General features: G+C 71.9%; 7 protein-coding genes and 1 pseudogene. 4 read left to right on the forward strand and 4 right to left on the reverse strand.

Features of this window, described 5'->3' with window-relative positions:
* From BMZ92_RS07500 to eccCa, 3 genes are all read right to left on the reverse strand, one after another.
* Positions 1–318 carry a WXG100 family type VII secretion target gene (locus BMZ92_RS07500; RefSeq protein WP_091504995.1) on the reverse strand — a complete coding sequence of 106 codons (318 nt, stop codon included), beginning with the start codon at positions 316–318 and terminating at the stop codon, positions 1–3.
* 192 nt (positions 319–510) lie between these two features.
* Complete coding sequence (locus BMZ92_RS07505; protein WP_091504996.1) at positions 511–2,364, reverse strand: type VII secretion-associated protein; 1,854 nt, start codon at positions 2,362–2,364, stop codon at positions 511–513.
* Positions 2,365–2,464: 100 nt separating this feature from the next.
* Positions 2,465–6,475, reverse strand: a complete 4,011-nt coding sequence (eccCa, locus tag BMZ92_RS07510) for a type VII secretion protein EccCa (RefSeq protein ID WP_091504997.1) — start codon at positions 6,473–6,475, stop codon at positions 2,465–2,467.
* Between the two features lie 268 nt (positions 6,476–6,743).
* On the opposite strand from eccCa, the gene eccD reads away from it, so the two are divergent.
* Both eccD and mycP read left to right on the forward strand, forming a co-directional pair.
* Positions 6,744–8,138: a type VII secretion integral membrane protein EccD gene (gene eccD / locus BMZ92_RS07515; RefSeq protein WP_091504998.1), complete on the forward strand. Its 1,395-nt coding sequence runs from the start codon at positions 6,744–6,746 to the stop codon at positions 8,136–8,138.
* Positions 8,139–8,148: 10 nt separating this feature from the next.
* Positions 8,149–9,603 carry a type VII secretion-associated serine protease mycosin gene (mycP, locus tag BMZ92_RS07520; protein WP_091504999.1) on the forward strand — a complete coding sequence of 485 codons (1,455 nt, stop codon included), beginning with the start codon at positions 8,149–8,151 and terminating at the stop codon, positions 9,601–9,603.
* Positions 9,604–9,810: 207 nt separating this feature from the next.
* Here the strand turns inward: mycP and eccB are convergent, their stop codons facing one another.
* Positions 9,811–11,406 (reverse strand): type VII secretion protein EccB, encoded by a 1,596-nt coding sequence (gene eccB, locus BMZ92_RS07525; RefSeq protein WP_091505000.1) that lies wholly within the window; start codon positions 11,404–11,406, stop codon positions 9,811–9,813.
* A 732-nt stretch (positions 11,407–12,138) separates the two neighbouring features.
* Here eccB and eccE point away from each other — a divergent pair.
* Both eccE and BMZ92_RS07540 read left to right on the forward strand, forming a co-directional pair.
* Positions 12,139–13,311 (forward strand): annotated as a pseudogene (gene eccE / locus BMZ92_RS07535) (type VII secretion protein EccE); the annotation flags it as partial.
* Positions 13,308–14,030 carry a hypothetical protein gene (locus BMZ92_RS07540; protein ID WP_091505002.1) on the forward strand — a complete coding sequence of 241 codons (723 nt, stop codon included), beginning with the start codon at positions 13,308–13,310 and terminating at the stop codon, positions 14,028–14,030. The pseudogene eccE and the gene BMZ92_RS07540, both read left to right, overlap by 4 nt.
* Positions 14,031–14,036: the final 6 nt, after the last annotated feature.

Consider the following 14,036-nt stretch of genomic DNA (forward strand, 5'->3'; position numbering starts at 1 on the left):
TTACAGGCCTTCGAGGGCGGCCTGCAGCGAGCTGATCTGCTGCTGCACGTCCTGGTCCTGCGTCTCGTACTGGACACCGGAGGACTTCAGCATCTCGGCGATGTGCTCGAGCGCGTCGTTCAGCTTCATGGACTTCTCCCCGAAAGCGTCCATGACCTGCTGGAAAACCTTGGCCGCCGGACCGTCCCAGCCCGCGCGCGTGGCCTCGATGTTGCTCGCCAGCTGCTTCAGGTTCTGGTCCATCTGAAGCTTGGTCTCGTTCACCTTCGTGTGGGCGTCCGCGAACTGTGCCGGATCCCCAGTGAAACCGCCTGCCATGAGAGGGTGCCCCCTTCGCTCGTGGTTTGTCCGTACTGCTTGGTGGGTACGAACCTACGACGAAGACCTTGCCAGAATCGGTTCCCGCTTGTCGCGGATTGCCCCGAAGTAGTTGCGAGAGTGAATGCCCGAACGGGCAACCGATTCGGAAAACCGTCCCCCACCTCGGAAAACAGCGCGGATTCGCAGCTGCTAACCGGTGATCTGCAGTGAGCGCACGACCTGGTCGCACGCCGCCGCCACCCGATCGTGCACCTGCTGGCCGGCGTACTGGCACGCGACGTTCACCTGGACGCGCCCCTGCGCGAGCACGTACCAGTCGATCGGGCCGAACTTCCCCGCCTGCCGGTAGTAGATGACCTGGCGCCCGCCGAACGTCGCGGCGGCGTCGAAACCGGAGTACTCATCCCCCGCCTGTTCGGCCTGCTTCCGCAGGTTGTCCGCGAGCTGGCGGGGATCCGCCGTCGCGTCGTAGGCGAGTTCGTACTCCTGCACCGAAATCGCGTCGTTCTGCGTGGTGGCGTCGGCCGGTTTGATCAGCGTCTCGCGGAACTGCGGCTGCCCGCCGGTCTGCGTCCAGTCCTGCGGCGCGGAGAACTGGTAGTGGTACTGCGCGACGACCTTGCCCTGCGGCGGCTCGTCCCCGCCGCCCAGCCACACCAGCAACCCCGCCACCACGGCCGCGACGACGACCACCGCGCCGCCGCCGAGCCACAGGAGCTTCCGCTTGCGGCGTGGCGCTTCCGGGGCCTGCGCGGCCGGGATGCCGTGCGGCGGCGACACCGGCGGCGCCGGCGGGCGGGGCGGGGCGAACGCGGCGGGCGGGCGCACCGGCGGCCGCGAGGCGAACCCGGGACGCGGCGCGTTCGGCCCCCGCACGAGTTCCGTGCGCTGCTCTGCCAGCGGGCGCGGCGCGGGCGGGCGTGCCGGCTCCTGCCGGACGGCGAGCAGCGCACCGCGGGCCACGACGGTTTCCGGTTGGTCCAAAGTGGTCGGTACGACCCCGGTGCGTTCGTGCACGAGCCGGGAGATCATCGGGATCCGGCTAGACCCGCCGACGAGGAAGATCGCGGTGAGCTGCTTCGGCCGCAACCCCGCCTCCTCGATCGCGGCGCACGTCAGCTCGACCGTGCGGCTCAACGGTGCGGCGATCAGCTTTTCCAGGTCCTCACGCGTCACGTGCGCGTCGGGGAACGGCGGGGGCAGCGGGATGTCGGTGTACGCGTGCCGGGAGAGCGTTTCCTTGGCGCCCCGCACGTCCTGCCGCAACACCCGGCGGCGGCGCCGGTCCACCAGCTCGCGGCCCTCCACGAGCTCCCGCCAGGCGGCCGGGTCCGCCGAGGACACCAGGCTCCCGACGTGTTCCAGCAGTGCCTGGTCCACGTCCGCGCCGCCGAAACTCGGATCGCCCCGGGTCGCGAGCACCTGGAACCGGCCGCGGTTGCCGTTCGCCGGGGGACGGCTGACGACGCTCACGTCGACCGTCCCGCCGCCCAGGTCGAGCACGGCCAGCGTCTCCCCCGGCCGTTTGCTCATCTCCACCGTGCGGTCGCGGTTGACCTCCAGCGGCGGGAACGTCGCGGCGTGGAACACCGCCGCCGCCACGGGTTCCGGCACGAGGGTGACCTCGCGGGCGAGCCCGCCGGCGGCCTGCCGCAGCAGGCGCGTGCGCACCGCGCCCCAGTCGGCGGGGTGGGTCAGCACGAGCAGGTCGACCTCGGCACCGCTCGCCAGGCGCCGGGCTTCGGACACCGCACGGGACAGGACGGCCCGGACCACGTCGGTCACCCGCAGGACCGTGTCGCCGAGCAGCAGCTCGCCCTCGTCGATCCGGCGCTTCGGGTGGGGCTCGTAGCGGGACGGGTCCACCGCCGCCTGGCGCTCGGCCTCCTGCCCGACGAACAGCGTGCCGTCGGCCGCGGCGTAGACGGCCGAGGACATCAACGGATGCCCGTCGATGACGGCGACCTGCGGCTCACGCCCGTTGAGCGCCGCCACGACGCACGTGCTGGAGGTCCCGAAATCGACCGCGACCCGGAGCGTCACCGCCCACCTCCACACCGGAGAGCCACCCCGGCACGGCCGACGCCCAGCGGCCGCACGGGGGCGGGCGCTGGGCGCGGCTGCGCGGTCGGGGCCGCGGGGCTCACTCCGGCTGGATCCACGACACCTGCATGAGCTGCTTGCCGACCTTGCGGCTGACCAGGATGCCGCGGCCGGGCGGCATCGGGCCCGGCTTGACGTTGCCCAGCAGCTGGCCTTCGTCCTTGCTGCCGTTCATCACGATGCCCGGCGCCGCGATCTCCTTCAGCTTGCCGATGATCGGGTCGTACGACGCCCGCGACGCGCCACCCGTGCGCCGCACGACGACCAGGTGCAGGCCGACGTCCTTGGCCTGCGCGAGGAACTCCGACAGCGGCTTGAGCGGGTTGCTGGTCTGGGTGGCCACCAGGTCGTAGTCGTCGACCAGGACGAACAGCTCCGGCCCCTTCCACCAGGACCGGTTGCGCAGCTGCTCCTGCGTGACGTCGGGACCCGGCAGCCGGCGGGTCATCGACCCGTGGATGTCCTTGATCATCCCTTCGAGCTGGTTCGACGACACCGCGTACCCGAGCAGGTGCGCGCCCTCGATGAAGCCGAGCATGGTGCGCCGGTAGTCCACCAGCACGATGACGGCTTCCTTGGCGGTGTAGCGCTCGGTGATCCCGCGGGCGATCTGCCGCAGCAGGTTCGTCTTGCCGGACTCGCCGTCGGCGAAGGCGAGGAAGTGCGGGTCGGCGTCGAAGTCCAGGTACACCGGCGCCAGCTCGTCCTCGTTGATGCCGATCGGGACCAGCTTCGTGTGCCGCTGCTTGTCCATCGACAGGATCTCGTCGTACGTGATGGTTTCGGGCAGCAGCCGCACCTGCGGCGCGATCCGCCCCTGCCACGCCGAGGCGATCTTGCCCACCGCGTCCGCCACACCCTGCGCGAGCGTTTCGGTGTCACTGCTGCCGTCGATGCGCGGCAGCCCGGTGAGCATGTGCAGCCGGTCCCGCGTCAGCCCGCGGCCGGGGCGGCCTTCGGGCACGTTCACCGCGACCCGGCGGTCGATGTCGGACTCGCTCGGGTCACCCAGCCGCAGCTCGAACCGGGTACCCAGCATGTCCTTGATCGCGGGGCGGATGTCGGCCCACCGGTTCGCGGAGATGATCACGTGGATGCCGTACGCCAGACCGCGCTGCGCGAGCGCGGTGATCTGCGGCTCCAGCTCCTCGAAGTCGTCACGGATGGCACGCCAGCCGTCCACGATCAGGAACGCGTCACCGAACGGGTCCTGCTCCGCGGTGATCTCACCGCGGCGCTTGCGGTTGCGGAAGTCGGCCATCGAGTCGATGCCCATCGCCCCGAACCGGCCTTCGCGCTCGTTCGCGAGGGTGTTCAGCTCGGCGATGATGCGGCGGGCCTTGTCCGGCTCGCGCCGCGCGACCGCGACCCCGCCGACGTGCGGCAGGCCGGAGAGCCCGGCGAGCGTGCCACCACCGAGGTCGACGCAGTAGAACTGCACCTCCTCCGGGGTGTTCGCCAGCGACAGCGACATGATCAGCGTCCGCAGCAGCGTCGACTTGCCCGACTGCGGACCGCCCACCACGACACCGTGCCCCGCCGCACCGGAGAAGTCCGCCCACAGCGGGTCACGCCGCTGCTCGAAGGGCCGGTCCACGATCCCGATCGGCACCTGCAGCTTCCCGTTGCCGAAGAAGCCGACCGGCGACAGGCCGCGGTCCTCGGTCGGGTTCAGGTTGGGCAGCAAGGTGTCCAGCGAGTTCGGCTCGTCCAGCGGCGGCAGCCACACCTCGTGCGCGGGCGGGCCCTGCCCGACCAGCCGGTCGACGATCACCTCCAGCTCGGTGGGCTCGGTGGCCTCGTCGGACTCCTTCACCGGCGCCGCCGCGACGGGCTCCGGCTCGGGTTCCGGCTCCGGCGGCAACTCCACGAAGTCGGGCACGAACAGCTGCGGGCGTTTGTCCGCGCGCACCACCGTGGACACCGGGCCCGCCGTCTTGATGCCGGCCGGCCGGTACGGACCGGACACGTAGGACGCCTTGAACCGCACCATCGTCGACGTGTCGTACTTGAGGTAGCCCGAACCCGGGATCGACGGCAGCTCGAACGCGTCCGGCACGCCGATCGCCGCGCGGGACTCCGCCGCGGAGAACGTCTTCAGACCGATCCGGTAGGACAGGAACGTGTCCAGACCACGCAGCTTGCCCTCCTCCAGGCGCTGCGAGGCCAGCAGCATGTGCATCTGCAGCGACCGGCCGACACGGCCGATCTGGAGGAAGATGTCGATGAAGTCCGGCTTCGCCGTCAGCATCTCGGAGAACTCGTCGATGCAGATGAACAACGCCGGCAGCGGGTCGAGGTCGGCGCCGTTCTCCCGCGCCTTCTCGTAGTCCCAGACGTTCTTGTAGTTGCCCTTCGCCAGCACCTCCTGGCGCCGGGCGACCTCGCCGGCGATCGCGTCCTTCATGCGGTCGACCAGTGTCAGGTCGCCGGCCAGGTTGGTGATCGTCGCGGCGACGTGCGGCGCCTTGTCCAGACCGAGGAACGTCGCGCCACCCTTGAAGTCCACCAGGATCATGTTCAACGTGGTGGACGAGTGCGTGGCCAGCAGTCCCAGGACGAGCGTGCGCAGGAACTCCGACTTACCGGAACCGGTCGCCCCGATGCACAGGCCGTGCGGGCCCATGCCCTCCATCGCGGCTTCCTTGATGTCCAGCTCCACCGGCTGCCCGAACTCGCCGACCCCGAAGGGCACGCGGTAGCGGTCGCGCACCGGCCGCGGCCGCCACGCCTGCTGCACGTCGAACGTCATCGGGTCGCCGGGGATCCCCAGCAGCTCCAGCAACGTCGGGTTCGACAGCAGCGGTTCGTCCGAACTGGCCTCTTCGGCCGCGGAACCGACCCGATAGGGCGAAATCTTGCGGGCCAGCGCTTCCGCCTCGACCACGCTCAGGAAGTCCGGCTTGCCGAACCACTCCACGCCACCCGCGCTGCGCGCGCCGACCCGCGTCTCCTCCACCACCAGCCGCAGACCACGGCGGGCGGCCAGGTTGCCCAGCGAGTCGGACAGGTCGATCAGCGTGACCCCGACCAGCCCCTCCTCCAGGATGATCTGCTCCTCACGCGTGACCTCCGCGTCGTCGATCACGATCACCACGTGCGGCTGGTCCGGGTTGGGCGTCGCGTTGCGCGAGAACCGCGGCCGGTCCCGCAGCTCGGCGTCCAGCCACTGCTCGATCTGCGCGAGCGACCCCGCCATCATCCGCATCTGGCCGATGCCGTCGGACAACTCCGGGTGCTGCACGTGCGGCAGCCACTTCGCCCACTCCCACTCGGCCTTCGCCCGGCCCGCGGTGGCGACGGCGATCAGCACGTCGTCACAGCTGTGGAACGTGACCAGCTGTGCCAGCATCGCGCGCGTCAGCCCGCGCGTCAGCTCGCGGTCGCCCTGCAGGCTCACCGCGGCGAACCCGCGCAACGTGATCTGCGTCGGCAGGTCCGGCACGATCGAGTGCGCGCGCACGAACCGGCGCAGCGCCAGCGTCGCGATCGGCTCCAGCTCGTCGACCGGGCCGGTCTGCGGCGGCACCAGCCGCGTCGCCAGCCGGTGCGAGCTGCGGCCCACGCGCAGGTGCAGGAAGTCCTGGTCGTTCTGGCGGCGCTCCCACATCCGGCGACTCGCGGCCAGCGACCACAGCGCCTGCGGGTCCGGGTGCACCCACTCCAGCGACGCGCGCTGCTCCGCCATCGCCTCGCGGGCGCGCTCACGCATCTGGCCGAGGTACCGCAGGTAGTCCTTGCGGTCCTCGTTCATCTCGGCCTTCTTGGCCCCGCCGGACTTCCCGCCGCCGGCGAACATGCCGCCCATCGACATGACCATCATCAGCGGGAACATCAGGGTCAGCGGGTTGCGGGCCGCCGAGCCGCCGGTGGTGAACAGCAGCACGACCATGCCCATCGTGGCCACGATCATGACGACGGGCATCATCTTCTGCACGATGTTGCCCGGGATCGTGCGCGGCACCTCGGGCGGCGGTTCGAGGTGCACCTCTCCACCCGGTGGGCGCGGCGCCGCCATGCGCGGCGTTTTCCGGAACTGCAGCGTGCTCACCGAAGGACCCCTCTTCAACTCGACGCCCGGACTTCCTGCCAGGTCCAGGGCCGTCCCACACGTTAGCGAACCCCGGCCCTCCGGCGGGGCGATACCGCGCGAACCGGACCCGTTTCCGCTGAAAACGCCCCACGGCGACCCCAGGTGCGCCCATACTAGGACCGGCCACCGACAGTCCGGGACTTCTCCGGCGGGTGGCGGGGTACGAGCAGCGGCGCCGGCCGGGTATAAGTAGCCCGCACCATTCTCTTTCTTAGGGGGCACGCACGTGGCAACGGGCACGACGGTATTCAGCAGGGTCACGGTGGTCGCACCGCGCACCCGGATCGACGTCGCACTGCCTGCCGACGTCGCGGTCGCCGACCTGCTGCCGATGCTGCTGGAGATGGCGAAGGAGACGTCGCCCGACGGCGGCGCCCGCCACGGCGGCTGGGCGCTGGCCAAGCTCGGCGACGCCCCGCTGGACCCCAGCCGCACCCTCGCCTCACTGGGCGTTGTGGACGGTGAGCTGCTCCAGCTGCGCCGCCGCAACGAGAACCCGCCCCCGCCGCTGTACGACGACGTCGTGGACGCGATCGCCGACGCCGACCCGGACAGCTTCCGGCCGTGGACGAAGGAGACCGCGCAGCGCATCGGCCACATCGCGGGCGGGCTCGCGCTGATCACCGCCGCCGTGGCCCTGTTCACCGCGGGCCCGCTGTTCGGCGGCAACGGGCTGGCCACCGCCGTCGCCGCCGGGGTCGCCGCCATCGCGTGCCTCGCGGTCGGCGCCACCATCGCCAACGCCTACCAGGCCGAGAGCACGGGCGTCGTGATCGCCGCCGCGGGCGGGCTGCCGTTCGCGTTCGTCGCGGGGTTCTACGCGGTGCCGGGGCTGACCCTGCGGGCGAACCTGTTGCTGGGCAGCGGTCTCGTGGTGATCCTCGCAGCCGTCGCGATCCTGGTCATGGGCGCGGGCATCACGACGTTCATCGCGGCCGCCACCGCCGGGGTCATCGGCGTGCTGGCGTTCACCGTCGCCACCCTCATCGCGCACCCCGCGCCCGGCATCGCGGCGGGGACCGCGGCGGTGTCGCTGGCGGCGATCTCGGTGCTGCCGAGGGCCACGATCTGGCTGGCGAAACTCCCGCTGCCGCACGTGCCGGGCACGGCGGAGGAGCTCAAAGAGGACGATTCCTACCCGGACTACACCGCCATCGAGCGGCGCACCGCGGTGGCGCACAACTACATGACCGGCCTGCTCATCGGTTGCGGCAGCGCGACGGCGGTGGCGGCGATCATCACCGCGGCCGCCCCTGGTGTCTTCGGCATCATCACCGCGGTGGTGGCGACGCTGGTCCTGCTGCTGCGCGCCCGGTCCTACGCCAACGGCGCGCAGGCCGTTGCCCTGCTGACCACCGGCATGGTGTCGGGCGCGGGGATCCTGATCGGCTGGATCTTCACGCAGAGCCCGACCGGACGGCTGATGTGGGTCTTCGGGGCGCTGGTGCTCGTCGCGGCGGGCTCGCTCGTCGTCGGCGTGATCTTCCCGAACCAGCGCTTCTCGCCGCCGCTGCGGCGGACGGTCGAGGTGTTCGAGGCGATCTGCATCGCGACGGTGCTGCCGCTCGCGCTCGCGGTAATGGACCTGTACACGACGCTGCGCCACGTCTCGTTCGGCTGAGAGGGGTTCCGTGCGTACCTTGGGGGTTCCCGGCCGGTCCGCGGTCGTGCTCCTGGCGGGGGCCCTCGGGGTCTTCGGCCCGCTGAGCGCGTCCGCGCAGGAGACGCCTGCCACCGCCGGGCAGCCGTGGGCGCCGCCGCCGGTGAGCGTCTCGCCGCCGGGTGACGGCAACGGGCAGCAGAGCGACATCCCGTACCAGAAGTCGAAGGAGTGCGTGACGCGCGACCTCGACAACAACATCGTGCTGCGGGAAAAGCCGTGGGGCCAGCAGTACCTGCAGATCGAGCAGGCGCAGAAGCTCGCGGTCTCCGCCCGCGGCAGCGCGGGTGGCGGCATGAAGGTCGCGGTCATCGACACCGGCGTCACGGAGCACCCGTACTTCCGGTTCCCGGTGCAGGGCGGCGGCGACTACGTCAACGCCGCCAACCAGGGCCTCGAGGACTGCGACGGCCACGGCACCGAGGTCGCCGGCATCATCGCCGCGAACACCCCGGCGGACACGGGTTTCAAGGGCGTCGCGCCGGACGCGCAGATCGTGTCCATCCGGCAGTCCAGCCAGAACTACTCGCAGCCCAGCCAGCCCTCGGGCTCCGGTGGTGGCGGGCAGACCGGCGGCGGCAGCCGTGAACAGGGGCAGGGCGCGGGGAACACGCACACGCTGGCGCAGGCGGTCGTGCGGGCCGCGAACCTCGGCGTCGACGTCATCAACATGTCGGTGGACAACTGCCGTCCGGCCGACGGCACGATCAACTCGGGTGAGCGGGAGCTGCAGGCCGCGATCCACTACGCCGTGACGGTGAAGGACGTCGTGGTCGTCGCTGCCGCGGGGAACACCTCGGAGAGCTGCAAGCAGAACAACCAGCCCGACCCGAACCGGCCCCAGTCGATCGTGAGCCCGCCGTGGTTCGCCGACGACGTGCTCTCGGTCGCAGCGATCGACGAGACCGGCGGGGTGGCGTCGTTCAGCATGAACGGGCCGTGGGTGAGCGTGGCCGCGCCGGGCACGAAGATCACCTCGCTCGACCCGTCGAAGGGCACGAGCGCGCTGGCGAACCAGGTCGTCGAAGACGGGAAGCTGCAGGACATCCAGGGCACGAGCTTCGCGGCGCCGTACGTCGCCGGGGTCGCGGCGCTGGTGCGGGCGCAGTACCCGAACCTGAACGCGCGGCAGGTCATGCACCGCATCGAGGCGACCGCGCAGCACCCCGGTGCGCCCGGCGGCCGGGACAACTACATCGGCTTCGGCGTGGTGAACCCGGTGGCGGCGCTGACCGCGATCGTGCCCTCGGAGGAAGGCATCACGCCCGCGCGGGCAGAGCAGCTGCCGTCCGGTCTGCCGCCCGCGGCGCACAGGAACTGGACGCCCGCGGCGGTGGCGCTCGCCGGCACCGGCGGCGGGATCCTCGTCCTGCTGATCACGTTGTTCGTGGTCCACACCATCCGGCGCAACCGCCCGGCGCAGTAGGTAGTCCTCCGGCGGGAACGGGCCCGGCAGCCTCGATCGCGAGGTCGCCGTGCCCGTCCGCATGCGGCCCGGATCGCGCGAAGAACAGCGCCCGGCGGCTACCTCACCCGGGTCGCCGGTCCGGCTTGTACCGGTCTGAACCTCCCTCACGAACAACGGGCCCGGCAGCCTCCCTGGCTGCCGGGCCCGTTGTCGTCGCGCGTTCGGTCAGTTCCCGCCGTTGGACTGGCCGCTGCCCGCGGCCGCGTCACCCTGCTGCGTCGGGAACGTGCCGGCGTTGGGGCTCACCGGGATGTCGTCGTAACTGCGCTGTGCGTCGCTGACGTTGAGGGACGTGCCCGCGGGCAGCAGCTTCAGGATCGTCTCGGGCGCGGGGCGCGGAGCCGGGTTGTCGAGCCCCAGCGCCTTGAGCGTGTTGGCGTCCGGGATGCCGTACCGCAGGCCGTTGTCGGTCACCAGGCTCATCGGGCCCTTGCCGAACGAGTCCGCCCCCGTCGCGGACTGGACCACCGCGGCGCGGCCCGGCGGCATGTAGAAGTGGTCGATCTTGAGCCCGTCCGGGTCGGGCTTGCCGATGTCGATCAGCTTGGCGTCGGCGGGCTTGGGCAGCGTCTCCCCGACCGAGACGACCGTGTGCGGCTGGTTGTTCACGACCGTCCAACTCAGACACGTCGACGGGAACTTCGTCGGGTCGAGGATGGTCGGGACCACCGACGGCATGGTGGTCACCGGCAGCGCGTCCGGGTCGGCCGGCTGGATCTGGTGGATGCCGTTGATCTCGTTGGGGCTGACCTCGGGGATGTCGCGGCTGCTGGACTGCGCGGCGCGGATCAGGTCGCCGACCGCGGGTTCGACCTTCTGGATGCCGGTCGGCAGCAGCACGTACACGTCCCGCGCCCCGGTCACGCTGTTCACCGCGAACACACTGCCGTTCCGCAGACCTTCACCGGCCAGTTGCGGGAAGTTCGACCCGGTGCCCAGTCCCGGAATCGTGGGAGCGGTGAGCCTCGGCACCTCCGGGATCGCGCCCAGCAGGCCGATCGACATCTGCCGGGCCGGAGTGGCGAGCCGGAACAGCGACGCGACCGCGGGGTCGTTCGGGTCGACCTGCGCGCGGACGGTGTTGGCGTTGGGGTCGTTCGGGTTGTTGGGCAGGCGGTAGATCAGGTAGTACTTCCCGTTGTCCGCCTTGGCGTACACCGCCGAGTCGAGCGCGAGTTCCTTGCCCAGATCGGAAACCCCCGCGAAGACGGTGGTCTCCCGCCCGGCCTGCTGCAGCTGGAGCGACTCCGGCAGCTTGGTGTTGATGATCAGGTTGTCGCAGACGCCCCACGCGTCGCTGATGCGCTGGTCCGCGGTCGGCAGCAACTGCGGCCCGTCCACGATGCCGGTGCGGCGGTTGTGCGGGATGTCCTTCAGGGAATTGTCCGGTACCACAGTCGGTTCCACGACCTGCCCCGCCGCACCCTTGGACTGGGCGAGCAGCAGCAGCCGCGCCGAGGCGAGGTTGAACGTGGGCGTCAGCGACTTGGGGTTGCCCGAAACCACGTAGATGGTGCCGGAGTCCTTCCCGATCACGATGCCCGAATCCGGGACCGCGGGGGACGGGCTGATCAGGCCGTAGATCACGAACCCGACGATGCCGAGCAGCCCGAGGATGAACCCGACGATCGTCGCGCGCCCGTGCGTGCGCATCGGGTCGTGCAGCATGACCGAGTCACGCCGTACCAGGGCCGACTGCATCCGGCGCAGCACGAAGCGGTACGCCTGGACCTGAGATTTGGTTGTCGGTGTTGACGGCATTCTGGACCTACAGCTCCCCGAGTCGCGGTACGGTTCCGCAGGATAACCGTAGGAGAACCGTACTGGTGCGGGTTTCGGGCAACTGGAGCTGGGCCGACCGCGCTAGGGTCGGGTTCGCTTTCGGCAGCAGTACGACGAGGGGAAGAGAAAGCGCGGATGTCCGTCACCACGCCGCCACGACCGGGTGGGCCTCCTGGCTCGCCGCCGCCCCGGCGCCCGGCGGGTCCGCCGCCCCGGCACGGAAGGCCGGGCCAGCCGCCCCTCGTCCCCACCGGCCCGGGCGGGCCGGGTGTGCCCGGACCGGGTGGGCCCGGCGTGCCCGCTCCCGGGCCCGGCGGTCCTGTGCCCGGCGGGCCTGTGGGCCCTGTGCCCGGCGGTCCGGGGGGTCCTGGCGGGCCCGGTAGCGGTCGACCCGGTGGGCCTGGTGGCCCCGGGCCTGGCGGTCCCGGCGGTCCCGGCGGCCCGGGTGGTCCGGGCGGTGGCGGCCCCGGTGGTCCAGGCGGGCCTGGTGGCCCCGGGGGTGGTGGCCCCGGCGGCCCGGGTGGACCTGGCGGCGGTGGACCTGGCGGCCCCGGCGGCGGGGGCCCCGGCGGCCCCGGTGGACCCGGTGGCGGTGGCCCCGGCGGTCCTCCCCCTGGACGGCAGGGCCCGCCCTCCGGCGGCGCCACTCCGGCGCCCGTCGCGCCGCCCGCGCGGCCCCGGCGCGCCAACGCGAGCCTCGGCCCGTTCCCCGTCGCGAACCTCGTCGTGCTCGAGGTGGGGCTCGCGATCGGGCTGGTCCTGCTCGCGATCAACACCTCGATGCTGTACGTCGCCGTCGGGGTGGTCGGCGCGGCGCTGCTCGTCGCGATCATCCGGTGGCGTGGCAAGTGGTTCACGCAGTGGTTCGGCCTGACGCTGCGCTACTCGTTCCGCTCACACGACCGGGTGGCGACCCCGCCCCCGCCGAACGTGGAACCCAACCAGGACGAGGCGGTCACCGGCCCCGAGGACGCCCGCGTCAGCCTGCTGCGGCTCGTCGTCCCGGACCTCGTCGTGGCCCACAGCATCGACCACGAACGCCAGCAGGTCGGCCTCGCCTGGCACGACGGCACCTGGACCGCCGTGCTGCTCGTCGAGCCCACCCCCGCGTTGATCACCCAGGCCGGTGGCGCGCCGAGCCTCCCGCTGTCGGCGCTCGCGTCCACGCTGGAGGACCGCGGCGTCGTGCTCGACTCCATCCAGGTCATCTGGCACACGTACCCGGGCAGCGCCGCGCTGCCGTCCGAGTCGCCCGCGCTGACGTCCTACATGGAGGTCCTGGGCCCGCTGCCCGCCGCCGCGCGGCGCACGACGTGGGTCGCCATCCGGCTCGACCCCCGTCGCTGCCCCACGGCGGTGCGGGAACGCGGGGGCGGCGTCGTCGGTGCGCACCGGGCGCTGATCGGTGCCCTGTCCCGGGTGCGCAACGCACTCGAGTCGCAGGGCGTGCCGACGCGGCCGCTGGACCCGGACGAGCTGCTGCGGGCCGGGATCTCCGCCGCGGAGCTCACCGCCGTCGCCGGCAGCGACGCGCGGACGAGCATGCGGGAGCACTGGACGAGCGTCACCGCCGCCGGCATCGGGCACGCCAGCTACGCGATCACGAGCTGGCCGAAGGGCCGGATCACCAACAGCCTCAACGCGTTGACGAGCGTGCGTGCGCTGTCGGCGACCGTCGCGCTGTCGATCTCCCCCGCCGACGACGAGGGCCAGATCGGGCTGCGTGGCGTCGTCCGGATGAGCGCGCGCAACCCGCGTGAGCTCGACGCGGCCGACGACCGGCTGTCCACTTTGGCCGACAAGGTGGGCGTGTCGCTGACGCCGTTACGGGGCCTGCAGATCGAGGGCCTGGCGGCGACCCTGCCGATGGGAGGAACGGCGTGAGCCTGCGACTGCGTGATCCGGGGCGGAACAACGGGGTGGCCCCGGAGTTCACCGTGGACCCGAAACTGCTGGACGCGATCAGCCCCTCCGGCGACCGCGGCGGCATCGTGGTCGGTTCCGGGCTCAACGGGGAACCCCTGACGATCTCGGCGCTGCGGGCGGTGCCGACGCGCATCGTGCTCGTCGGCGGGCTGTACCTCGCCCGGCAGGTGGCGTTGCGGGCCATGGCGGTGGGTGCGTGGGTGGTCATCGCGACCGGGCGTCCCGCCGCGTGGCAGGTGCTGCCGAAGGCCGCGGGCACCGGCCCGAACGGGCAGCCCTCGCCGCTGGCGCAGATCCGCCGCCTGTCGCCCGTCGAGCTGCCGCGGCCGTCGGAGGACGCGCCGCTGCTCGTGGTGACGGACGGCGGCCCGACGCCGCAGGACCTGTTCCCGCCGCGCTCCCCCTGGCAGACGACCGTGTACGTGCTGCCGTACCTGCACCCGCAGGCGACGACGATCGCGAACGCGGCGGACATCGTGCTGATGCAGCGGCTGCCCGTGGGCCAGGCCGAGCTGGCCGCACGCATCTGGCGGCTGCCGCCGCAGATGATGCGGCAGCTGACCACGCTGAAGGACGACCAGGTGGTCGCGCTGGGCGCGAACCTGTGGCGGCCGCTCCGGCTCGTCACGACGGCCAAGGAGCAGCAGCTCCTCGGCCCCGTCCGCCGCGGCGACTGAGCGGGG

The sequence above is a fragment of the Amycolatopsis sacchari genome (assembly GCF_900114035.1).
Classification (GTDB): domain Bacteria; phylum Actinomycetota; class Actinomycetes; order Mycobacteriales; family Pseudonocardiaceae; genus Amycolatopsis_E; species Amycolatopsis_E sacchari.

Coding starts and splice junctions, on each gene's coding strand:
- eccB (WP_091505000.1), bottom strand. CDS start 11,406: ATGCCGTCAACACCGACAACCAAATCTCAGGTCCAGGCGTACCGCTTC.
- BMZ92_RS07500 (WP_091504995.1), bottom strand. CDS start 318: ATGGCAGGCGGTTTCACTGGGGATCCGGCACAGTTCGCGGACGCCCAC.